At 72.2% G+C, this 22,551-nt stretch carries 18 protein-coding genes; 7 read left to right on the forward strand and 11 right to left on the reverse strand.

Annotation, left to right across the window (positions count from 1 at the left end):
• Window positions 1-34 precede the first annotated feature (34 nt).
• From K8625_RS34690 to K8625_RS34700, 3 genes are read right to left on the reverse strand one after another with little or no spacing between them, the layout of a single operon-like run.
• Window positions 35-1,849 carry a caspase family protein gene (locus K8625_RS34690; protein ID WP_223785120.1) on the reverse strand — a complete coding sequence of 605 codons (1,815 nt, stop codon included), beginning with the start codon at window positions 1,847-1,849 and terminating at the stop codon, window positions 35-37.
• Entirely contained in the window at window positions 1,849-2,598 is a 750-nt protein-coding gene (locus K8625_RS34695; RefSeq protein WP_223785100.1) for a DUF4384 domain-containing protein, read from the reverse strand. Before K8625_RS34695 ends, K8625_RS34690 begins: the two co-directional genes overlap by 1 nt.
• Window positions 2,595-3,080 (reverse strand): RNA polymerase sigma factor, encoded by a 486-nt coding sequence (locus K8625_RS34700; protein WP_141328153.1) that lies wholly within the window; start codon window positions 3,078-3,080, stop codon window positions 2,595-2,597. Before K8625_RS34700 ends, K8625_RS34695 begins: the two co-directional genes overlap by 4 nt.
• Before the next feature lie 98 nt (window positions 3,081-3,178).
• On the opposite strand from K8625_RS34700, the gene K8625_RS34705 reads away from it, so the two are divergent.
• Window positions 3,179-4,057, forward strand: coding sequence for an alpha-ketoglutarate-dependent dioxygenase AlkB (locus K8625_RS34705; RefSeq protein WP_223751280.1), 879 nt, complete (start codon window positions 3,179-3,181; stop codon window positions 4,055-4,057).
• 124 nt (window positions 4,058-4,181) lie between these two features.
• Here the strand turns inward: K8625_RS34705 and K8625_RS34710 are convergent, their stop codons facing one another.
• The 5 genes from K8625_RS34710 to K8625_RS34730 all read right to left on the reverse strand — a co-directional run bounded on the left by K8625_RS34710 (window position 4,182) and on the right by K8625_RS34730 (window position 9,897).
• Window positions 4,182-5,432 (reverse strand): DEAD/DEAH box helicase, encoded by a 1,251-nt coding sequence (locus K8625_RS34710; RefSeq protein WP_223785101.1) that lies wholly within the window; start codon window positions 5,430-5,432, stop codon window positions 4,182-4,184.
• Between the two features lie 58 nt (window positions 5,433-5,490).
• Window positions 5,491-6,357, reverse strand: coding sequence for a VWA domain-containing protein (locus K8625_RS34715; protein ID WP_223751282.1), 867 nt, complete (start codon window positions 6,355-6,357; stop codon window positions 5,491-5,493).
• A 97-nt stretch (window positions 6,358-6,454) separates the two neighbouring features.
• Window positions 6,455-7,849 (reverse strand): adenylosuccinate synthetase, encoded by a 1,395-nt coding sequence (locus K8625_RS34720; protein ID WP_223785102.1) that lies wholly within the window; start codon window positions 7,847-7,849, stop codon window positions 6,455-6,457.
• Window positions 7,846-8,838 carry a VWA domain-containing protein gene (locus K8625_RS34725; RefSeq protein WP_223785103.1) on the reverse strand — a complete coding sequence of 331 codons (993 nt, stop codon included), beginning with the start codon at window positions 8,836-8,838 and terminating at the stop codon, window positions 7,846-7,848. Before K8625_RS34725 ends, K8625_RS34720 begins: the two co-directional genes overlap by 4 nt.
• Before the next feature lie 39 nt (window positions 8,839-8,877).
• Window positions 8,878-9,897 (reverse strand): hypothetical protein, encoded by a 1,020-nt coding sequence (locus tag K8625_RS34730; RefSeq protein WP_223751285.1) that lies wholly within the window; start codon window positions 9,895-9,897, stop codon window positions 8,878-8,880.
• A gap of 53 nt (window positions 9,898-9,950) precedes the next feature.
• On the opposite strand from K8625_RS34730, the gene K8625_RS34735 reads away from it, so the two are divergent.
• Window positions 9,951-10,424, forward strand: coding sequence for a putative toxin-antitoxin system toxin component, PIN family (locus tag K8625_RS34735; protein WP_223751286.1), 474 nt, complete (start codon window positions 9,951-9,953; stop codon window positions 10,422-10,424).
• Here the strand turns inward: K8625_RS34735 and K8625_RS34740 are convergent.
• Window positions 10,400-11,926: a hypothetical protein gene (locus tag K8625_RS34740; protein ID WP_223785104.1), complete on the reverse strand. Its 1,527-nt coding sequence runs from the start codon at window positions 11,924-11,926 to the stop codon at window positions 10,400-10,402. The two genes, K8625_RS34735 and K8625_RS34740, sit on opposite strands and share 25 nt — an antisense overlap.
• Window positions 11,923-12,840, reverse strand: a complete 918-nt coding sequence (locus K8625_RS44310) for a multiheme c-type cytochrome (protein ID WP_305070931.1) — start codon at window positions 12,838-12,840, stop codon at window positions 11,923-11,925. The genes K8625_RS34740 and K8625_RS44310 overlap by 4 nt, the downstream gene beginning before the upstream one ends.
• 157 nt (window positions 12,841-12,997) lie before the next feature.
• Between K8625_RS44310 and K8625_RS34750 the strand changes: the two genes are divergently transcribed.
• The gene (locus K8625_RS34750; RefSeq protein ID WP_223751289.1) at window positions 12,998-14,011 is read left to right on the forward strand and encodes an NAD(P)-dependent alcohol dehydrogenase; all 1,014 of its coding nucleotides are present in this window, start codon (window positions 12,998-13,000) and stop codon (window positions 14,009-14,011) included.
• Between the two features lie 64 nt (window positions 14,012-14,075).
• Here the strand turns inward: K8625_RS34750 and K8625_RS34755 are convergent, their stop codons facing one another.
• Window positions 14,076-16,409 carry an RIO1 family regulatory kinase/ATPase gene (locus K8625_RS34755; RefSeq protein WP_223785105.1) on the reverse strand — a complete coding sequence of 778 codons (2,334 nt, stop codon included), beginning with the start codon at window positions 16,407-16,409 and terminating at the stop codon, window positions 14,076-14,078.
• Window positions 16,410-16,878: 469 nt separating this feature from the next.
• Between K8625_RS34755 and K8625_RS34760 the strand changes: the two genes are divergently transcribed.
• From K8625_RS34760 to K8625_RS34775, 4 genes are all read left to right on the forward strand, one after another.
• A complete protein-coding gene (locus K8625_RS34760) occupies window positions 16,879-17,484 on the forward strand; it encodes an EF-hand domain-containing protein (protein ID WP_223785106.1) in 606 nt (201 codons plus the stop codon).
• A gap of 136 nt (window positions 17,485-17,620) precedes the next feature.
• Window positions 17,621-20,404, forward strand: a complete 2,784-nt coding sequence (locus tag K8625_RS34765) for a response regulator (protein ID WP_370640432.1) — start codon at window positions 17,621-17,623, stop codon at window positions 20,402-20,404.
• Window positions 20,405-20,468: 64 nt separating this feature from the next.
• The gene (locus K8625_RS34770) at window positions 20,469-21,764 is read left to right on the forward strand and encodes a DNA polymerase beta superfamily protein (protein ID WP_223785107.1); all 1,296 of its coding nucleotides are present in this window, start codon (window positions 20,469-20,471) and stop codon (window positions 21,762-21,764) included.
• Complete coding sequence (locus K8625_RS34775; protein WP_223785108.1) at window positions 21,761-22,543, forward strand: DNA polymerase beta superfamily protein; 783 nt, start codon at window positions 21,761-21,763, stop codon at window positions 22,541-22,543. Before K8625_RS34770 ends, K8625_RS34775 begins: the two co-directional genes overlap by 4 nt.
• Window positions 22,544-22,551: the final 8 nt, after the last annotated feature.

The raw sequence follows: 22,551 nt of genomic DNA on the forward strand, positions 1-22,551 counted from the left end.
GCTCGAGTCGCCAACTCGCGACCGACAGTCTCCGCTAGAACGGAATCCGCAGTCCCACGTCCGCGGCGGGGATGAGCTTCCACTGGGTCCGCTCATCCAGCCGGACGACGACCACCGGCAGGCGCCCGCCCACCGTCACGGCCATCTGCGGCACCACGTACAGCGCGAACGACGCGACGGGCGCGGCCGACGGGCCCATCGTCCAGCCCGAGTCTCCGTCCCCCGTCTGCACCACCACCTGCAACCCCGCCTCGACGCCCAGCGCCAGCTCCGTGTAGCGGTAGCGCTTCTTGAGCGCATAGCCCACCGTCAGGCCCGTGGTGAACTCACGGTTCTCCTCGTGCGGCCCCTGGCCCACCTCCAGCGCGAACGTCAGTCCCTGCAGCGCCTTGGACAGCTCCGCGCGGAACGCCAGCAGCGCGCCCGCGGGGTCCACCACCGTGTGGCGCATCCCCGCCGTCAACGTCAGCTCCCGGTCCCCGGGCGTCGCGGGCACATACGGCGAGATCTCCAGCGGCGCAGACGCGCGGGCCGAATCAAGCGTGCGCCCCTCGGTGACCGGCTCGGGAGAGCGGGCCACGAGGGGCTCGGGGGCGTTCTGATTCTCGGTCAGCGCGGCGGCGGCGACACGTTGCTCCACCGAGCCCCAGGGCCTCGGCTCCTGGGTCGGGTCCGGCTCCGGTGGCGGTGCCTCCTCGGGTGGGGCCTGTGTCTCCTCCGGCGTCGGCTCCAGCCACTGCCACTCCTCCGGTGACGCGATGACCACCTTGCGCGAGATGGGCACCGGATGGCTCCCCTTGAGGCCGGCGAGGGTGGGCGATGGCGGCGCCAGCTTCAGGTCGTCCCAGCGCACCTTGCTGACCTGTCCGGCCGCGGCGTTCACCGCGCCCACGTGCTGTCGTCCCGCTCGCCACGCTCGCAGCTCGTACTCGCCCGGAGGCACGGCGAGCCGAGGCACCGCGCCCGGCCCCAGCTCCGCGAGCACCTGTCCTCGCCCCGGCTTCAACAGCAGCGCGCGCTCGAAGTCCGACGGCAGCTCCAACGCCGTGCCCGGGCTCGGAAGCTGCGTGAGCACCAGCTCCCCCTTGCCCGTCAGCCGGTAGTCGTACGCCGGATGCTGCGCGCCCGTCAGCACGTCCGCGGTGGACGAGACGGTGTGCGCATACGCGTATTGATACGCCTCCGCCAACGTCACCAGCCCGTCTCCGGACGCGTCCGCCGCGCCGCGCAGCCCCGACACCAGATGGTGCGTGAAGAGCGAGCCGCCCACCTCCCGCGACTCCAGCGCCAGCTCGTCCTCCGCGCTGGACGTCAGCAGCGCGTGCCCGGTGCTGTGCACCTCATCCGTCAGCCGCAGCTCGAACGAGGGACCCGGGCGGCCTCCCTTGAAGCGCAGCAGGGCGCCGCTGCGGCAGCTGTCGACGATGGCCAGCCGCACGTCCGCGCGCGTCGCGTCCAGCCAGCGCCGCAGCTCCGAGTACAGCAGCCGCTCCGTGCCCAGCTCCAGCGCCACGCCGTCCGAGTGTCCGGAGAAATAGAACAACAGCACCACGCGCGTGTCCGGCTGACGGCGCAGGGCCTCGACCTTGCGAGCCGCCTCGTCCAGCGCGTACCGCACCGGCGCCAGCCCCTGACCCTTCAGGATGATGAGGTCCGAGGGCGCCACGTCCCCCAGCTCCGACAGCACGCCCGCGAGCTTCGTGGCGTCGGCCTCCGCGTAGCGCAGGGGCGGCCGCTCCCCGCTGCCCACGTTGTGGCCCACCAACACGGCGATGCGTCGGGTCCCCGCCTCGACGGGCAGGGACGCGCACAGCACCGCGGCGACGACGAGGCAGCGCAGAGAGGTCATCACGGCTGGGTCTTCTCGAAGAGGAAGGTGGCTTGTGCTCCCGCGGCGACCGGCAACCGCCTGCGGTCCCGGATGACTTCCGCGCCTCCGGTGGAGAGCTCGCGCAGCGCCGGCGCGACCGACTCGAACGACAAGGGCTGGCGGGAGAACAGCGCGAACAGTCGCTCGGGTCCCGGGGCGTTGTCGAGCACCACGCTCCCCGGAATCTCCACCGGCAACCCCCGCGACGGCAACTGCACGCTCTCATGTCCACCGAAGGGGTAGTAGGTGTTCACCTGTCCGGCGCCATCCACCGACACCACCAGCACGTAGGGCAGGCCCAGCCCCTCCACGACGAAGCGCACCTGGTCCCCTGGGGCCAGGGCCTCGCCTTCCTCCACCTTCCACGTCCGCTCGCCCCGGTGGGCGAAGAGCTGGAGCATCGCGCCGCCCTTCACCGCGAGCTCGGGCTCCTGGGGCGAGGGCACCGCGACCAGCGCGAACAGCAGCACCACCGCCGAGGCCAGCGCGAGCGCGGGAGCCCACCAGCGCCAGTCGCTCCGGGGCATCCCGCGCGGGGAGGGGAGCTGGGCGCGGGGGAGCACGTGGGCGGTGAAGTGCCGGCGGTGGGAGGCGAGCTCCTCGGAGCGGGCGCGACAGGTGAGACAGGTGTCCAGGTGGGCCTGCGTGGTGGCGCGCTCCGGAGGGGGAAGCGCGTCCATCGCGAGGGCCTCCAGCTTGAGGCTGGAGACGTGAGGGGGGGCGTTCATGAGGGGGGCCTCCCGGCGAGCGCGTGGGCGTGCCGGTGGAAGTCTGCGAGCCGGTTGACGACGGTGCGACGGGAGATTCCGAGGAGCTGGGCCACCTCTTCCTGCGTCATCCCGTCGGCGAGGTGGAGCCAGGCGACCTCGGCCACCTTGGGGGGCGCGGTGGTGATGAGGCGGCGGGCGAGGTCCCGGTCTTCCAGCAGGCGCTCGCTGTCGACGCCGGGCACGTCGGGCAGCTCCTCCACGGGCACCGCGCGGCGGCGCCTGTCCCGGGCCTGGTTGAGGCAGTAGTTGGTGGCCACGCGGTAGATCCACGCGAGGGCGTGCTGGGCATCCGGGGCGCGGTCCAGCTGGCGGTGCAGCCGGAGGAAGGTCTCCTGCGCCGCATCGGCCGCGGCGGCGTCATCGCCCAGGATCTGGCGACAGCGGGCGTACAGGGAGGGCCCGTAGGTGCGGTACAGCGTGTGGAGACGGTCTTCGGACATGGTGGTTTCGCGATCCGGCCTCCCTACCAACACCGGGGGTGGGCGGATTGCGCAAGGGCCCCTCCGGACGCGGCCGGTGTGGTACCACGGGGTCGCCCATGGCCCTCCCCCCCCGTCGAGGCCCCTCGCTGGCGCACAAGGCCCGCCAGCGCACACCCGGCCACCACTACAACGCGAGCTTCCTGTCCGCCCTGGACAAGGAGGCCATCCTGACCTGGCTGGGAGGGCTGCACCCGCTGTGGGAGGAGCGCTTCTCGAAGCACTTCCCGCCGCCGCCGGGGCAGCAGCAGCGGCGCCTGCTCCGACCGGTGTACTGGCTGGGCAACTGGCAGTTCGCGTGCCTGGACTACTACCGGCCGCCCAAGGGCGTCTGGAACCGGTGCGTGAAGGCGGAGCCGTTCCCGGAGGTGCTCCAGCGGCAGGTGACCAAGATCGAGGAGCTGGCGCGGCGCATGTTCCGGGGGCCGGACATGCCCAAGGGCTGGCACCTCAACACGTGTCTGGTGAACTTCTACGGCAACCGGCTGGAGGAGGACCGCTGGGTGGACACGGCGCGGGTGGGCGAGCACAAGGACTTCGAGCCCGGCCCGGTGGCGTCGCTGTCCTTCGGCGAGCGGGCGCTCATCCAGTTCGTGACGTCCTCTCGGCCCGGTGAGCGGGACGCGGTGGTGCTGGAGCAGTGGCTGGACGACGGGGCGCTGGAGCTGTTCGGCGGGACGCGGTGGAAGGAGGAGACGTTCCATCGGGTGCAGCGGGTGGACACGCGCGCGGGGCATGACCTGGCGCCGAAGCTGCCGGACTTCCGCACGCGCCGCATCAACCTGACGTTCCGCTACGTGCCCGACGAGCACGTGACGCCGTTCTTCAAGCTGTCGCCCGAGGCGCGCGAGGACGTGCGCGGCTACATGCGCACCCTGGCCGAGGGCAGCGCGTTCTTCCGCGCGGAGCTGGCGCGGGAGCAGACCGCCACGCCCTGAAGGCCGTGCGCCGTCGAAGCCGCGCGTGCGCGGCAGGGCGAGCGCCACGCAGGCGCGCCCGGGGGCTCCGAGGGCCTCCTGCGGCGGAGCGGCGGATGGGGGCACGCTCGAGCGGTGGTGCCGCTCAGCGGGGCCTGCGCTTGCCGTGGGTCCGGGCGTGGCGACCCTGCTCCTTGCCGGGGGACGCTCCCGAGTCCTTCTGCGGAGGACCGGGGTCCTTCTGGGACGCGAGGAAGCGCGTCCACGCCTCCTGGAACACGGGGTCCTCGCGCGGCACGGGGACGCGGGGAATCTGTCCGCGCATGATGCGTTCGATCTCCGCCACCACGTGCTTGTCCCGCGACGTGGCGAAGGTGGACGCGACGCCGCTGGCCTGCGCGCGCGCCGTGCGGCCGATGCGGTGCACGTAGTCCTCGGGCGAGTGCGGCAGGTCGTAGTTGATGACCTGTCCCACGTCCTCCACGTCCAGGCCGCGCGCGGCGATGTCCGTCGCCACCAGGCACCGGTAGGTCCCCTCGCGGAAGCCCTCGAGCGCCTGGCGCCGCTGGTTCTGCGTCCGGTCCGCGTGCAGCACCGCGCTCTTGTGGCCCTCGCGCTGGAGCAGCCGCAGCACCTTGTCCGCGCGCTCCTTCGACTTGGCGAAGACGAGCGCCGTCGAGTCGCTCTCCGCGAGCAACGTGAGCAGCAGCGCCGACTTCTCCTCCGGCTTCACGATGTAGAGCCGCTGCTCGGCCCGCTCGGCGGGAGTCCCGCTGCGGGTCACCTCCACGCGCACCGGCTTGTGCAGCCGCTCCCGCGCGAACCTGCCCACGTCGGGGCCGAGCGTCGCGGAGAACAACAGCGTCTGCCGCTTGCGAGGCAGCGCGGCGAGGATGCGCTCCAACTGGGGCAGGAAGCCCATGTCGAGCATCCGGTCCGCCTCGTCGAGCACCAGCCCCTCCATCCGGTACAGGCTCACCGAGCCCGTCTCTAGCAGGTCCACCAGCCGGCCCGGCGTGGCGAGCACGAAGGTGGGATGGGCCTTCAGCGCCTCCACCTGCGCGGACATGTCCTCGCCGCCGATGACCACGGTGTGCGTCAGGCCGCGCGCCTCGGCGAAGACGCCCAGCGGCTCGGCAATCTGCCGCACCAGCTCCCGCGTGGGGGCGAGCACCAGCCCCAGCGTGCCCTTCCGGCCCGCGAAGCGCTCGACGAGGGGAAGCACATAGGCGGCCGTCTTGCCGGTGCCCGTGGCCGCGCAGCCGATGACGTCCTTGCCCGCGAGCGCGGGAGGGATGGCCTGGACCTGGATGGGGGTGGGCTGGGTGAAGCGCACCCGGCGCAGCGCGCCGAGCGTGTCCGGAGACAACCCGAGCCGTTCGAAGGAATCACTCACGGCCTGGGGGTATCACGGCGTCGGGCCCCGTGGGAAAGGGCCTGACGCCGGCACTGTCCTATGGCGTGTCGCGCAGCTTCTGGGCCCAGGGCTCCACGGCCCGCAGGACGCTCTTCACCCGCTCGGCGGGCTTGCCGGCGTCCCTGAGCCGCCTGCCCAGCGCGTCCAGGTGCGGCACGGCGCGCTCGGTGAGGGCCACCAGCGCGGCGGCCACGTCGCAGGTGTCCGCGGCGTCGTCCATGCAGATGACCCGGTCCTCCAGGACGATGCGCCAGATCTCCTCGCAAGAGCCTCGGCGGCGCTGGTCCGGGATGAGGAAGAACGGATGGAACGTCCGCTCCAGCCGCTTCACCGTCTGGTAGATGGGCTGGTTGTCCTTCATCGAGTCGCCGATGAGCTTCGTCACGTGGCGCGCCGCCACCTCCTCGGAGGGCGGCTCGTCGCCCGTCATGAAGAAGTATCCCTTCTTGCCGCGCTTCTCGAAGCAGTCCATCGCGGTGTGCTCGGCGGCGAAGTACATGCCCAGCTCGTAGGACTCGGAGGGGTTCGCGCCGCCACCGCGCTCCAGGAACATCCACGTGAGCCACTGGTCCATCTGCTGCTCGGAGGACTCGAACTGGCCGACCTGGAGCGGGGCCCTGTCGTAGTCCGCGTCACCCACGGCCATGAAGAGCACCTGCGGGTCCGCGATGCCCGCGTCCATCAGGTCCTTCATGAACGAGGGGAACGTCTTGCGCGCCAGGATTTCGGGGATGTTGCCCATGGAGCCCGTCACGTCGAGCGACATGACGACGGCGAGCGAGTTCGGGTGGGCCGCGCTGTCCCGGCTCTCGCGGAACTTCACCCCGAACGGGTCCATCCTGGGATGACACGCGCGCTGCTTGAACACCTCTTGCGGCGGCAGCTCGCTGCGAGCCTCCGTCATCGCCCTGTGCGCTTCGTGACTGTAGGACCCGTACCCCATGTTGGCTTGACCCCCTCGTTCGAGACACCGCGACGCTAACGCGGAGGCATGGGTGGCGTCAGCCTCGGGGCTGCTTGTCCCCGGCCGTCGGCCCCCGGGACGCCACGGTGACGCGCGCGCCCAGGGCGGCTTCCACCCAGCCGAGGAAGCGCTCGACGCGAGCCTCCGGGGCCCCACCCAGCTCCAGGGTCCTCCGCTCGGGCACGCAGCGCGCCAGGGCCCGCGTCAGGCGCGCCTGCCAGTCGAGGTCCCGCTCGGAGTCACTGGGACGCAGCGCGGTGATGCGCTCGGAACCCGGCGCTTCACGCACCAGGGTCGAGTCCTCGCCGGAGCCGACCTGCCCGGGCGCGGCGCGATATGCGTCGCACACCGGCCAGCGCGAGGTCAGCCGGTCCAGGTGCGTCACCGCGAGCGCATCCACCCCACCGCAGACCGCGAGCGCATAGCGGCCGAGCACCGCGTCGAAGGCGCCCACGCGAAAGCCGCCCTGCCAGCCGTCGGCGCCATTGTGCGGCTCGGGGAGAGAGGGCGCGAGGCTCGCGTCCTCGGTGGGGAACGGGCCCTCTCCGTGGCGCGTGGCATACGCGCGCAGCACGCCCAGCCGGTGCACCTCGCCATCGAAGCCATGCTCGCGCAGCAGGGCCAGCGCGGGCTCGAAGGTGCACGTGCTCCAGGTGGTGTGGGGATGGAAGCCGCGCCACTCGTCCAGCAGCACGCCCTGCGCGCCCTCGAAGAGCGTGGTGCCCGCGCGAAGCCGGGCCCCGAGCCATGCGTCGTCGACGACGCGCTGAAGAGGCTCGATGCTCCGCACGGCCTCCGCCCAGCGGGCACTCACGCCGGAGTCCTCCAACAGGGCCCGCTCCGGCGCGGCGTCGGAGAGTCCCTCGGTGAGGCGCAGCACTTCCTCCAGCGCCCCTCGCAAGCGCTCCTGCGCCGCGCGGGCCTTGCGCACGAGTCCGCTCGCGTCCCTCAGGTCGCCCGCGAGCACGGTGTCCTCGGGGTGCGCGAGCGCATCGCGCACCGTCTCGCCCACGCCCACGCCGCAGGTGCCATGTCGCGCATCGCCCCGAGCCAGCTCCCGCAGCCGCCCCGCCGCTTGATGGAACGGCGTGATGACGCGGGCCCGCTCGCTCACCGTCACGCGCGACAGGGCCTCCGGCACACCGCGCTCGGCGAGGTAGCGGGCCTCCACGCGCAGGGCCAGCGGATGGAAGACGGTGGAGTGCGCCAGGTGCGTCCACACGCCAGGCACGAAGGTGCCCGCGCCGAACTGGGAGAAGGTGTGGTGTCGGCCGTCCTCGGTGACGACGTTGTGCCCCGCCTGCGCGCCGCCGTTGAAGCGCACCACGAGCCGCGCGTCATGCCGACGCGTCAGCCAGTCCGTGAGGGTGCCCTTGCCCGCGTCGCCGAAGCCCAGGTCGACGACGATGTGGGCCGCGCGCGAGGCGCTCATCGCCCGTCGCGAGGGACGATGCGCCGGTGGCCGGAGCTGGCGTCGTCGACGGGCAGGTGCTCATCCTCCAGCCGCGGCTGAGGCGTGCCGTCGCGTCCCAGCGTGGCCGCGAAGGGCGTGAGCGCGCGGATGACGGCGCCGCGTCGGGAGCGATCCCTGCCCTCGCGCTCCAGGTGGCGGGCCAGCGCGTCGATGTCGGCGATGGCGCCCTCGCACAGGCCGACGAGACTGGAGGTCACGTCCACGCAGTCTCCGGGCTCCTCCAGACAGATGACGCGGTCCCCGAGCAGCTCCCGCCAGTACCGCTCGCAGTTGCGGCGGCGGGCCAGACCGGGGATGAGGAAGAAGGGCTCGAAGGCGCGCTGGAGCCCGTCCACCACCTGCTGCACGGGCAGGTCCTTCTCCAGCCCGTCCCCCATGAGCGAAGCCACCTGCGTGTGCGAGACGAACGGGTAGGGCCGCTCGTCACCCGTCATGAAGAAGTAGCCCCGGCGGTTGCGCTTGCGGAAGCAGTCCAGGTCCGTGTGGCGCGCGGCGAAGTACATCGCCAGCTCATACGACTCGTGGCCCGGCGTGCCTCCGCCGCCTTCCAGGAAGGACGAGGTGAGCCACTGGTCCATCTGTCGCTCGTTGGACTCGAACTGGCCCACCTGCAGCGGGGCGCGGTCGCTGTTCGCGTCGCCCACCGCCATGAAGAGCACCTGTGAGTCCGTCACGCCCACGTCCAGGAGCGCCCGCATGAAGCTGGGCAGCCCGCGCCGCGCCAGCAGCTCCGGGATGTCGCCCATGGAGCCCGTGACATCGAGCGCGAAGACGATGCCCAGCGAGAGGGGATGCTCCTCGCTGTCCCGACTCTCGCGCCAGTCCACCCCGCGCGGGTCCATCAACGGATGGCAGCGCTCCTGCCGGAAGAGGACCTGCCGGGACAAGGTCCCCCGGGTCTGGATGAGCGCCTCGTGCGCCTGGCTGCTGTAGCTCCCGTAACCCATCGCTCGACTCTCCTTCCACGCCACGGCGTTCCGCCGCGCTCAACGCCACCCGGGCAGGGTGAAGGGAACGAAGCGCGGAGGTCCGAAGGCCTCGAGCGCCGCCCGTGACACCTCTTCCTTCACGCTCCACGCATCGACCCGCGCTCCGCCCTGGAGCCGGGCCTGGTCGCGCAGCAGCGCGATGAGTGGCGCCGGCACCTTCGATGGCGCCAGGCCCGTCGCCGCCGTCCCACCGAGCACCCAGGCGAGGCAGCGCGCGAGCATGGCCAGGTCCGTGGCGGGCGAGGGCGTCGCGCCGTCCAGCAGCGCCTCCGGGTAGAAGTCCGGGTGGGCCACGCTGGCGGAAGGCAGGGCCAGGGTCGAGTGGTACCGCGTGGCATTGGCCCAGCCCACCAGCATCACGCCATGGTCCCTGGGGTGCACGAGCAGGTGGGGCGGCAGCACCGCGCCGTGGACGTAGCCCGCGCGGTGCACGAAGCCGAGCACCTCCAGCGCGCGCTTCCACATCCACACCGCCGCGCGCGGGTCGATGCCCTCCGGAGACACCTGACGCAGCTCCGTCAGCGAGTGCTGGAAGCCGCTCATCCAGCGATACACGGCCGCCGGGCGCGCGGTGCCCACCGGGTCCTTCACCTTGCCCCGCGCCACGGGCTGGGGGAGCAGCCGCGTGAAGTGCTCGGCGCCCTGGGCGCTGGAGCCCTGGAGCTCCTCGAGGATTTCGTACTCCCGCGCGACCAGGTCTCCATCCGACAGCGCGCGGGCGACCTTCAGCACCACCATCTCCGTGATGCGCGCGTCGCGCCGCGCGAGGAACACGTCGCAGCTGTCCCCCTGGCCCAGGCGGCCGAGCAGCACGTAGCGCGTGCCCGCCACGGTGACGCGAGGCCGGTCCGGAGCGAAGGGCGGGTCATCCGCGGGACGCGCGGGCTTGGGCCAGACGGCCACGCCCTTGGCGGACACCATCGCGCCGCAGTAGGCGCAGGTGAGGATGCCGTTCGCCGAGGCGGGGGGCGGTAGGTTCGCGCCGCAGCCCGGACACTTCAGAAGTTGTAGCTCCATCCGACCCCCTCATGCGATGCGGGGGCAGCATACCGTGCCCGCAGGAAACCCGAATGACTCCCGTTGCCCCCGTGCTGCCCGTGGTGCTCGACACCAATGTCGTCCTGGACCTCTACGTGTTCGAGGACCCGGCCCTGCGTGAGCTGCACCAGGCCCTGCGGGACGGACGCCTGGTGGCCTGGGCCGAGGACGCGACGCTGGCGGAGCTGGGCTATGTGCTCGCCTCGCGCCACTTCCTGCCGGGCCGGGCCCAGGACACGCGGAGCACGGCGCTCGCGCGCTATCGCGAGCACGCGCGGGTACTGCCGGCGGGGGAGGGGAACCCGGCGCTGGAGCTCCCCCGATGCAAGGACCGCGACGACCAGAAGTTCCTCGTCCTGGCCGCGCGGGCCGGGGCGTCGTGGCTGGTGAGCAAGGACAAGCGCGTGCTGTCCATGGCGGACCGGCACGGGATGCCCTTCCTCATCCTCACGCCCCGGCAGGCGGTGGCGCGACTGTCCGCTCAGGCGCTGGAGGCGGGGCGGTAGCGCAGCACGCGCGCGGCCTGGGCGTTCACCACGATGGCGGTGATGCTCTCCAGGCGCGACTTGCCCGCCTTCTCGCTCCACTCGAGCACGTAGAAGAAGACCGGGTCGTCCGAGCCCTGCATGTTGCCGTAGACGACCACCGAGTCGGCCCGCTGGTCCTTGTAGGTGATGAGCGTCTGGCGGAAGGTGAGCCACACCTCGCGATTGCCGGAGGCCTCGGAGGTGCCGCGCAGGAACGCGGTGGGCTTGTCGAGCGGCCCCTGGAGGAACTCGCCGCCCGAGGCCCGGTGCTCCAGCAGCTCGCTCTTGGAGCCCGACAGCTCCGAGAAGACGCCCGAGCACTCCTCCTCGCAGGTGAAGTCCGATTCGGCGGGGGCCTCGCGGCGCTCCTTCTCGCACCGCTTCTCGCACGCGACGAGCTCGCGGCCCTCCTGGGCGAGCGCCTTCTGGATTCGCGCCTTCATCTGCGCCTGGGTGGTGTCGGCCTCGAAGAAGGTGGTGTCCGCCAGGTGGAGCAGCCCGGCCACGCGCACCAGGCCCGGGTCCTCCATCGCGGACAGCGCCGCGCTCGCCGCGGCCTTCTGGGGGCGCAGCTGCGCGGGCTTCACGCGGGTCCACGTTCCACGGGCCTCGGAGTCGGTGCCCGCGCGGTTCAGGTCGACGCGGTCGAACTCCGCGGCCATCTGCCGGGCGCGAGCGAGCGCGGCCTTGTACGCGGGCTTCTCCGGCACGGTGGCCAGGAAGTCGGAGGCGGCGACGCTCATCACCCCACCGGGGCGCGAGAGCATCTCCTTCTCCGTGAAGTCCTTCTCGAAGAGCGTCTCCACCTTGTAGCGCGGCGCCCACTCCACCTTCGCCTTCGTGTCGTTGCGCGCGGCGGCCATCTTCCGCTCGTACGCGTAGCCGCGCACCTGCTCGAAGGCCGCCGTCTCCGCCTCGGCCTTGTACGGGTCCTCGCCCTCCACGTACACGCGCAAGTCACTCAGGCACGTGTCGTCATACGTCGCGCCCGGATAGGTGGACACGAGCGTGAGCCGCACGCCGCCCACGCGCTCCGGCACGGGCACGCGGACCTCCTGCCAGCCGAGCACGTCGCGCAGCTCCGCCTCCACCGGCGCGCCCGTCGTCTGCGGGCCCGTCTCGCCCTGGACCAGCGGCTCCAGCTTCACCTTCCGGGGACGTGCGTTGGCGCGGTAGAGCTTCTCGGACTTCTGGTAGCCGTTGCGCACGAAGACGCGGAACACCTTGGCGCGCGTGAGGGACGGTCCCCACCACTCCAGGGCCTCTCCCTCGCCGCGCCCCTTCGCGCCCTCCACCCACGCGGTGGCCGGGTCGTCGTCCGCGACGTAGAGCGGCAGGTAGTTCTGCGCGTGCTTGTTCCAGCCGTTCTCCAGGAACGTGGACGCCGTCACGCGGCGCGGATGCAGCCGGTGCGCGCCGCCCGCGTCGGGCTCGAGCAGGACGGGGGGGGCTGCGGCGAGGATGAGCGACAGGAGGATCATGGCTTGCGCTCCAGGGTGTGGCGGGGTGGCGGAAGGGGTGCGGCCCACAGGACGAGCCGTGAGAGGCCCGCGGGGTAGAGTCCCGAGTCTTCCTGCTCGCGGGACACCAGGTGGTAGACGACGCGCGCGTAGCGGGCCGTGGACGGGAGCCGGACGCTCAGGGGGCGGCCCGGGACGAGGCGGGTGTCCTCGATGGCGCCCAGGTGGGCCAGCGGCTCCGGGGCCCACTGGCGGACCTCCAGGCGGCGGCCCAGCGTGGCCACGGTGGTGGCGGACTCGAAGAGCGGATTGTCGGCGACCTCCACGCTCACCCAGCGCATGACGTCGCCGGAGGGGAAACCATGGCCCACCTCGCGCGTGGACAGCACGAGCCCGCCATCGCGCGGCTCCACGACGAGCGCCGCCTTGAGCGCCTCGGTGCGCCGGGTTCCGCCGAGGCCGTGGTCACCCCGGGGCATGTGGCAGTCGGTGCAGTGGCGCGTGTCTCCGGTGGCCTTGCGCCAGTCGGTCCACTCGCCCACGGTGTCCTGTTGCCACTGCGTCTTGGAGAGGCGCACGCGCTGGCCATCGATGTTCAGGACGGGGAAGCCGAACTGGTGGCAGCCCGCGCAGGGCATGCCCGGGGCGGCCTGGGCCTTGTCGATGCGCGCGTGACAGGCCGCGCAGGTGACGCCGTGCTCCTCGGGGGGACTGTTCGCGGGCAGCGCCCCGCGCTCCAGGTTCCGCGCGAGGGGCGCGTGACACTGGACGCACCAGCCCGGACGGTCCTCGGTGATGGCGACCTGGAAGACGTCATCCGTGCGCGCCGAGGCATGGCCGCTGTTCCTCCAGGCGTCGACCTCGGGCGCGTGACACTCGGCGCAGCGCTGGAGGCTCCAGTCCGGCAGCCCGTGTGGCGCCGGGCCCACCTCCATGCGCGCGGTTCCCTGTGGGAAGCGGGCACTCGGCGCGGAGGCGAGGAGCGAGCAGGTGAGGAGGAGGAGCGCGTGCACTGTTGAACGTGGAGTGTATTCGCATGGGACTCGCGGACGCACCTCCCCCGGGGCGTGCGGGAGCGGTAGAACCGGACCCATGAAGGCCTACGAGATTCGGGACGGATTCGGGTTGGAGAAGCTGGTGTCGTGCGAGCGGCCGGACCCCACGCCGGGCCCGTTCCAGGTGCGCGTGCGGGTGAAGGCGACGAGCCTGAACTACCGCGACCTGATGATGGTGGAGGGGCGCTACAACCCGCGGCAGAAGCTGCCGCTGGTCCCCAACTCGGATGGCGCGGGAGTGGTGGACGCGGTGGGGCCGGGTGTCACGCGGGTGAAGGTCGGAGAGCGGGTCATCGGGCTCTTCGCGCAGGCGTGGGCCGCTGGTGAGCCGACGCGCCTGGCGCAGCAGTCCACGCTGGGTGGGCCGCTGGATGGCGCGCTCGCGGACACGATGGTGCTGCGCGAGGACGGGGTGGTGCCCACGCCCGACTACCTCACCGACGAGGAGGCCGCGACGCTGCCCTGCGCGGCCCTCACGGCGTGGAGCGCGCTGGTGACGCATGGCGCGCTCAAGGCGGGGGACGTGGTGTTGCTCCAGGGGACGGGGGGCGTCTCCATCTTCGCGCTGCAGATTGCGCGGATGATGGGGGCGCGCGTCCTCATCACCTCGAGCCGCGACGACAAGCTGGAGCGCGCGCGAGGACTGGGGGCGCACGACGGCATCAACTACGTGACGACGCCGGACTGGGACAAGGCGGCGCGTGCGCTCACGGGCAACGCGGGCGTGGACCACGTCGTGGAGGTGGGTGGGGCGGGGACGTTCGAGAAGTCGCTGCGCGCGGTGCGGCCCGGCGGCACGGTGTCCGTCATCGGCGTGCTGAGCGGGGTCGCGGGGGCGGTGCCGTTGACGTCCATCCTGATGCAGAACCTGCGGGTGCAGGGCATCCTCGTCGGACATCGGCAGAGCTTCGAGGCGCTGCTGCGTGCGTTCTCGCAGCACTCCGTCCGCCCGGTGGTGGACCGCGTGTTCCCCTTCGACGAGGCGGTGGCGGCGTTCCATCACCTGAAGAGCGGGGCCCACTTCGGCAAGGTCGTCATCCGCGTGGGATGACGTGACGCCGTGTCGAAGTGGGGAAGGGCCCGGTGACGACTGGCGTCCACCGGGCCCTGGGGCCTCAGGAGCCGGTCTCGGTGGGGCCCGAGTCGGACGGGTTGTTGTTGCGCGCGACGTAGCTCACCTGGGGACCGCCTCGGGGACCGCGAGGGGCGTTGCCCCGGTTCGAGTTGGGGCGCTGCTGGCGCGCCTCGCGCAGCGTGTTGCCCCCCGGGCCGGTCGGCGGACGGGTCTCCACGGCGGGCTGCGAGGGCCGATTGGGACCTCCGCGACGCTCGCCACGGGGAGGCCGCGCGTCATTGCCGGCGAAGGTGTTGCTCGCGCCTGCCTGGACCTCGTTGCCCTGTCCCCGGTGCTCGACCAGGGGCTGACGCTCGTCGCGGTTGCCGCGTCCGTTCATCGGGGGCCGTGAGTTGGCGTGGCCGTTGCGGGGCTCGGACGGGTCGCCGCGGCGGTTTCCATTGCGGAAGTCGCCGGGACCCCGCGGGCCACCGTTGCGTGAAGCCTCCGCGCCACGCGTGTCCCCGCCCTCGAACGCAGGGGCGACGGACGCGTGCGCGTCCTGGCCGTTGCGAGCTTCACCCTGGAAGTCCCTGGGGCCTCCATTGCGACGCTCACCCTGGGCACCGCGAGGGCCACGGCCACGTGAATCACCGGAGCCCGGTGCCGCCGCGTCGCGACGCTCGCCCTGGAAGCCGCGAGGACCGCCACGCGAGTCGCCAGCACCTTGCGCCGCTCCGTCCTCGAAGCCGCGAGGGCCCCCACGTGAATCGCCCGGGCCCTGCTCGGCATCACCGTTACGGCGCTCGCCCTGGAAGCCGCGAGGACCACCGCCGCGTGAATCGCCCGCGCCGCGAGCCTCGCCCGAGAAGCCGCGAGGACCACCACGCGAATCTCCAGCGCTTTGCGCCGCATTGCCGTTACGGCGCTCGCCCTGGAAGCCGCGAGGACCGCCACGCGAGTCGCCCGAGCCCTGCGCGGCATCACCGTTACGGCGCTCGCCCTGGAACCCACGAGGCTCACCGCGCGAATCCCCAGCGCCTTGCGCCCCATTGCCGTTGCGGCGCTCGCCCTGGAAGCCACGAGGAGCCCCGCGCGAGTCTCCAGCGCCTTGACCTGAGTCGCCCTGGAAGCCGCGAGGTCCACCACCACGCGACTCTCCCGCGCCGCCCTGCGGCCGATGCGCGCCGTTGCGCGAGTCACCGTTGCGCGCTGCCTCGCCGTTGCCGTTGTACGCGCCGCCCTGGAAGCCTCGAGGACCTCCATTGCGCTGCTCTCCCTGCGGCGGCCGCGCGCCATTCGCCTGCGGCGGCCGAGCACCACCACCACCCGCCGGACGCGCCTGCTGCGACGCGGGCGGGTTCGGACGGTTGTTGCCCGAGCGCGGCGGTCCTCGCCCCGGACCCCTGCGGCCTCCTCGCTGCGCCGGAGCGGCGGGCGGCTTGCCTCGCTCGCCACCCCCCTGCCTCAGCACCAGCGCCTCCAGCTCGAGCAGCTCCGCCTCGGCGGCCTCCTCGGGCGTCATCGCCGGCTTGGGCGGAGCGGGCGCGACCTCGACCTGCGGCGCGCGCTGCTCCAGTCGCGGATGGCCGCCCCCGAAGCGCGCGTCCGGACGGCCCTTGCCCTGGCCCCCACGGCGAGCCCCCTCACGGAAGCCTCCCGAGGGCACGAAGTCCGGCGTGAGCTCGCGCCGCACATAGGCGCTCCAGATTTCGCCGGTGTCCCCCGCCATGCCGTACAGCGCGGGCGCGTACGTCGCGAGGAACTCGCGCACGTTGTCCAGGTCGCGGCGGAAGTAGAACTCCGCGCGGTTGTTGCGCGCCGCGGCGATGGTCTGCGGGAAGTCGATGATGACCGGCCCCGCGTACCCCATCAGGATGTTGTACGGCGACAGGTCTCCGTGGATGAGGTCCGCGCACAGCATGCTGATGACCTGCGCGCGCAGGTCCACGTACATCGCCAGCGCTTCCTCGGGCGTGGTCGGCGGCGCCTCGACCAGGCGCGGGGCCGGATGTCCCTGCGCGTCGATGACCACCTCCATCAGGAGGATGCCCTCGTAGAACAACACCGGCGTGGGCACCCGGACGCCCTGCGCGTGCAGCTTGTAGAGCGAGTCCGACTCCGCGCTCTTCCAGGCCTCCTCCGCGGCGGCCTGCCCGAACTTGCTGCCCTTCTCCATGGCGCGACGCGTGCGCGAATTGCGCACCTCACGCCCCTCCCGGTAGCCCACGTTGTTGCGGAAGTTACGCTCGTGGCGCTCCTTGTACAGCTTGGCCGCCACCACCTGCCCGGCGTGCTGGACGAGCCACACCTCCGCCTCCTTGCCCGTCTTCAGTTGGCCGAGAACGGCCTCGATGATTCCATCGGCGAGGAGGGTCTCTAGCGAGTCATTCATTCAGAGGCGGAAGTCCAATGGGGGGCGGGCGGGGGCATTCCAATGCGCGCGGGGCGGCCCTGCTCGCAGCGCGCGGCGGCATGTGAACATCTCGCGGGGCCCTCTTGCTACCAGCATGACGCCAGGAGCAATCAGGTGAACCAACGCCCGGCCTGCTAACAGTTTGTCCGCCAGGGTTCCAGGCCATCGATGCGCTCCAGCCCGGCTGGGTCAAAGTTGACCAAGACCTTGGAATCCCTGGAGAAAAGTCCGGATGCCGGACCACCGCCCTCCAGACGTCCAGGCGAGCGCCGGGCCGTGGGGCCGGACAGGGGCCTGGCACCGACGAGTCGACACTCGGTGTGCGGGCGAGCGGAGGGGCCGCCGGTGGGCTCCGCCGGGGAGACGCCGGCCGGGGACCTGCACCCAGGGGCTGCCGACCCGCACCAGGAGAGCGCTACGATGCGCGCCGCCCAGGAGGGGCTCACCCATGGCGACGAAGAAGCGCAAGTCGAGTGCTGCGAAGAAGTCATCCCGGCGCGCCTCCACGACGAAGAAGGCCGCGACGAAGAAGCCCACGGCCCGGAAGGCCACCGCGAAGACGAGCGCGGCTCGCAAGAGCACCGCGAAGAAGGCCGTCACGAAGAAGCGCGCCGCGAAGAAGGGCTCGACCCGGAAGCCCTCCCGTGGAGGCAGGAAGTCCGCGCCCGCCACGGCGCCCCTGTCACCGCGCCTGGTCGTCTCGCGGGACGTGCCCGAGACGCCGCTCCCCGCCGTCCCGGACGAGCGCCCCGCCCCCAGCCTCGCCTCCGTGGAGCAGGTGGAGACGTCCTCCGCCGGCATCCTCCCGCTGGCGCCCGAGCACGCGGCGGTGGACGAACTCACCAGCTCCGGCAACGAACTGCTCGACATCTTCCAGCGCTACGACCGCAACCGCACCGGTGCCATCGAGCGCGCCGAGTTCGCGCGGCTGCTGGAGGCGCTCGGGCAGGACGTCACGGACGAGGAGCTGGAGATCGCCCTCGACATCGTCGACGCGGACCGCACGGGGAGGATCTCCTGGATGGAGTTCAAGGCGTGGTGGCGCAGCCGCTGAAAGCGCGCGCCACCAGCACGCTGGGCAGGGGCCCGTGCCCGTCGTGGGCGGGCCCCTGGGCCCTGGCCTGCTCGCGTGGTCTCGAAAATAGGAGCGGGGGCGGAGCTGACCTACACTCGGGAGGGTAGGGGGAGTGGTGTCCGACCTGGCGTCCAGAGCCCATACCACCGTCTTCGAGCACGCGCGCGACGCGGTGCTCGTGCTCGACGCTGCCCAGCTCATCCAGCAGGTCAACCGCGCCGCCGAGCGCATCTTCGGCCCGCGCGGTGAGCTGGTGGGCATGGCGGTGACGCGCCTGTTGTCGGGGTGGCGTCCGCCGGACACGCGCGGCTCGCCGGACACGCCGCACGAGACGGAGCTGGCCGGACAGCGGCCGGGCGGTGCCGGGCCCGCGTACTACCTGCGCGTGCAGACGCTGGCCCAGTTCGACGCGGCCGGAAACGCGCTGGGCTGGGTGCTCCAGCTCCAGGACATGCGCGGCAGCCTGGAGGTCGAGGCCTCCATCCGTCAGCAGAAGGAGTTCTTCGAGGCGGTGGTGCGCAACAGCCCCGTCGCCATCGTCACCATCACCCGCCAGTTCATCGTCCTGTCGTGGAACCCCGCCGCCGAGCGGCTCTTCGGGTACACGCCGCAGGAGGCGCTGGGCAAACACATCTTCGACCTGGTGGCCACCGAGGACAGCGTCCTGCCCGAGGCGAAGAAGGCCCAGCGCGACGTCACCCAGCGCGGGCGCGTGCACTCCGTCACGCGGCGGCTGCGCAAGGACCACACGATGGTGGACGTGGAGCTGTTGGCGCTGCCGGTGTCGGTGGGCGGCCGGCAGCTGGGCTTCATCGCCATCTACCACGACATCACCGACCTCCAGCGCGCGCGCCAGGCGGCCGAGTCCGCCAACCAGGCCAAGAGCCTGTTCCTGGCGACGATGAGCCACGAAATCCGCACGCCGATGAACGCCATCATCGGCATGACGGGGCTGATGCTGGACACGCACCTGACGGGCGAGCAGCGCGAGTTCATCTCCACCATCCGCCAGAGCAGCGAGGCGCTGCTCACGCTGCTCAACGACGTGCTGGACTTCTCCAAGATCGAAGCCGGCCGCTTCGAGACGGACCGCCACCCGTTCGACCTGCGTCAGTGCGTGGAGTCGGTGCTGGACCTGCTCGCGGTGCGCGCCAGCGAGAAGGGCTTGGACCTGGGCGCGGACATCTCGCCCGACGTGCCCCAGGTGGTGATGGGGGACGCCTCACGCCTGCGCCAGGTGCTGCTCAACCTGGTGGGCAACGCGCTGAAGTTCACCGAGTCGGGCGGCGCCGTCGTCTCCGTGGACGGGGTCCGCCGCGCCGAGGCGACCGACGCGCCGTGGGAGCTCACCTTCTCCGTGCAGGACACGGGGCCGGGCATCCCCGAGGAGAAGCGCCAGGGCCTGTTCCAGCCGTTCAACCAGCTCGACGTGTCGGTGGCGCGGCGCTTCGGCGGCACGGGCCTGGGGCTCGCCATCTCCAAGCGGCTGGTGGAGGCGATGGGCGGGCGCATCTGGGTGGAGAGCGAGGGCGTGCCCGGCCGAGGCACCACGTTCTTCTTCGCGCTCACCGTGCAGGCCGCGCCGCAGACGACGGCGGGCTACCTGCGCTCGGACGAGCCGCTGCTGCGCGGCCGGCGCGTGCTCATCGTCGACGACAACGCCATCAACCGCCGGCTCCTGGGACGACAGCTCCAGGCGTGGGGCGCCGAGCCGGTGGAGGCGGGCTCCGGCATGGAGGCGCTCTCCAAGCTCCAGTCGGGCGGCTCCGGGTTCGACCTGGCGCTCATCGACCACCAGATGCCGGGACTGGACGGTCCCTCGCTGGCGGCGCGGATCCGCGAGCGCGACGACCTGCGGGCGCTGCCGCTGTTCCTGCTGACCTCACCGGGACGCCGCGCCGCGCCTCCGCCGGGCCTGTTCTCCGGGGTGCTGTCGCGCCCGATGAAGGCCTCGCAGCTCCACGACACGCTGATGTCCTGCTTCTCCAAGGACGTGCCCCGGGTGCGCGTGGAGCCCGCGCCGACAGGGGCTCCCGCGCCGCGTGACAGGCCCGGAGACCGCGTCCCCTTGCGCATCCTGCTGGTGGAGGACAACCTCACCAACCAGCGGCTGGCCAGCCTGATGCTGGACCGGCTCGGCTATCAGGTGCAGGCGGCGTCCAACGGGCGCGAGGCGCTGGAGTGGTCCCTGCGCCAGCGCTTCGACGTGGTCTTCATGGACCTGCAGATGCCGGAGATGGACGGCCTGGAGGCCACGCGGCGCATCCGCAAGGAGCTGCCGCCCACGGTGCAGCCGTGGGTCATCGCGATGACGGCCAACGCGATGGACTCCGACCGGGAGCAGTGCTTCGAGGCGGGGATGGACGACTTCCTGTCCAAGCCCATCCGCGTGGAGGCGCTCACCGCCGCGCTGGTGCGCTGCCAGACGCCTCGGCCCGTCGGCGGCACCCGCACGCGGCCGGAGCGCGTCGTCATCGCGGAGCAGGGGCTCTCCGACGACCTGGTGCCCGAGGCCGCGCGCATCCCCGGCCTGCAGCCCGCGGCGCTGGCCCGGCTGTGGCGGGAGCTGGGCTCGCAGGCGGGGAACATCCTCCCGGAGCTCATCGACACCGCGCTGCAGAGCATGCCCGCGCTGCTCGACGACGCGTACACGGCGCTGGGGCAGGGGCTGCTCGACGACCTCAGCCGCGCGGCGCACACGCTCAAGTCCAACGCGGCCTGGTTCGGCGCGTCGGCCCTGGAGACGCTGAGTCGGGAGCTGGAGCTGAGCGCGGACGCGGGCGATGACGTCGACTCCCTGCGCGAGCGGCTGGACCGGTGCCGGGCGGAGCTGTCCACGACGCGCGGACTGCTGTCGCGCCTTCGTGAGAGCATCGCCCTGCCCACGGCGCGCCGCTGAGGTCCCGGTCAGCCCTCCGGGGGCTCGGGCGTCCCTCGCGCGGCCGCGCACTTCGAGGTGAACGATGAGTGACTCTCCCAAGGACTCCTCCCACCCGGGCGCCGCGCGCATCCGAGGCCTGGAAGAGGTGGACCGGCTGTCGGTGCCGCTGCCGCATGGCACCGAGGTGACGACGCGCGTGGAGCGGATGACCTCCGGCGGGCGGCGCATCCCCCAGGGCGTGGTGGGGCGCGTGGTGCGGGCGAAGGACGGCGGGCTCGACATCCAGATCGTCGGCGTGGGCGAGGTGTGGTTCGCGCGCGACGAGCTGGTGCCCCGGCGTCCGGGACAGGTCCAGTTCGCCCAGCGGCGCGAGGCCGCCTGGAACGCGCTGGGGCCGTGCGTGGTGCTGGAGACGCGCGTGGGCAGCCATGCCTGGGGACTGGCGAACGCGCAGTCGGACGTGGACGTGCGAGGGGTGTTCGCCCTGCCGCTCTCGTGGAGCTTCGGCCTGGTGGAGGCGCCGCAGGACCTGGTGAGCGCCGACGGCAGCACGACCTATTGGGAGGCGCGCAAGACGGTGGAGCAGGCCCTGCGCGCGGACCCGAACACGCTGGAGACGCTGTTCGTCCCGGGCGCCCGGGCGCTGGATGAGCTGGGCGAGTGGTTCCTCGCGGAGCGCGAGGCCTTCGTCTCGCAGTCCATCTTCGGCAGCTTCGGTCGCTACGCCATGAGCCAGCTCGACAAGCTCACGCGCAGCCAGCGGCTCGCCGAGCACCGGGACCTGCTGCTGGAGTGGCTGTGCGAGGACCCCACGCCGGACCTGGACGAAGTGGCCCGGCGACTGGCGGACATCTCCCCGCGCGGCGCGCCCACGCCCGAGGACGCGCTGCTGGCGGCGAAGACCTACGTCAAGCAGCTCTATCGCTCGCAGTCGGACCAGGGCCTGCTCGCCGCCAACGACTTCGCGGCGCTCACCGCCTACGCGCGTGGAGGGGGACAGCGTCCTCCGTCGGCGCGGGAGCTGCGACCGAAGAACGCGTACAACCTGCTGCGGTTGATCGCCACGGCCACGGGCTGGCTGCGCCACGGCGAGCCCGTCTTCGAGGCGACGGGTGCCCTGAAGGCTCGGCTGTTGGACATCAAGGCGGGGCAGGTCCCGCTCGAGGACGTGCTGCGCGACGCGGAGGCGATGGCACCGGAGCTGGAGGCGGCGCGGCGGGAGAGCCGTCTGCCGGAGCAGCCCGACTACGCGCGAGCGGACCGGCTGCTGCGGCGGGTGGGGGATGAGGTGGCGCGGCGCTGGGTGACGAAGGCGCCGGGGCCCTGGGGACGCGAGGCGCCCGAGGCCCCGCGGATGGAGTGGAGGGATTCGGAATGAAGGGCACGCTGACGGAGCACGAGAAGACGGTGGCGGACCGCGTGCTCGACGAGGAGTCCGCGCGACGCGAGCACCTGGTGGTGTCGCTGACGGGGGCGCATGCCTACGGGTTCCCCTCGCCCGACAGTGACCTGGACCTGAAGTCCATCCACGTGGCGCCCACCGCCATGCTCCTGGGGCTCAGCCCCCGGCAGCTCAACGCCGAGCGCCTGGAGGTGGTGGATGGCGTGGAGGTGGACTACTCGTCCAATGAGCTCGCATCCGTCCTCCAGGGACTGTTGCAGGGCAATGGCAACTACCTGGAGCGCATCCTGGGCGCCATCACCCTGCGGGCCTCTCCGGACCTGGAGTCGCTCCAGCCGCTGGCGCGCGAGGTGCTGTCGCGGCGGGTGTTCCGTCACTACAACGGCTTCGCCCACGGCCAGCTGCGTGAGTGGGAGAAGAGCGGCTTTCGCTCCGCCAAGAAGCTGCTCTACGTGCTGCGCACCACGCTGACGGGCACGCACCTGCTGCGCACCGGGGTCGTGGAGACGGACGTCACCGAGCTCTTGGACGCCCACGGCTTCCCCGAGGCCCGCGAGCTGGTGGAGCAGAAGCGGCGCGGGGAGAAGAGCGAGCTGCCGGAGGCGCTGAGCGAAGCGTGGCGCGTCCGGGTGGCCCGCTCGTTCGAGGTGCTCGACGCGGCGCTGGCGGCGTCGGTGCTGCCCGAGGCGCCGCCCTCCAACGCCGTGGACGCGCTGGAGGCCTGGATGCTGGAGCTGCGGCGCCGGCGCTTCTGAGCCGCGCG

Origin of the sequence: Myxococcus sp. AS-1-15 (genome assembly GCF_020037055.1) — a bacterium.
GTDB lineage: Bacteria > Myxococcota > Myxococcia > Myxococcales > Myxococcaceae > Myxococcus > Myxococcus fulvus.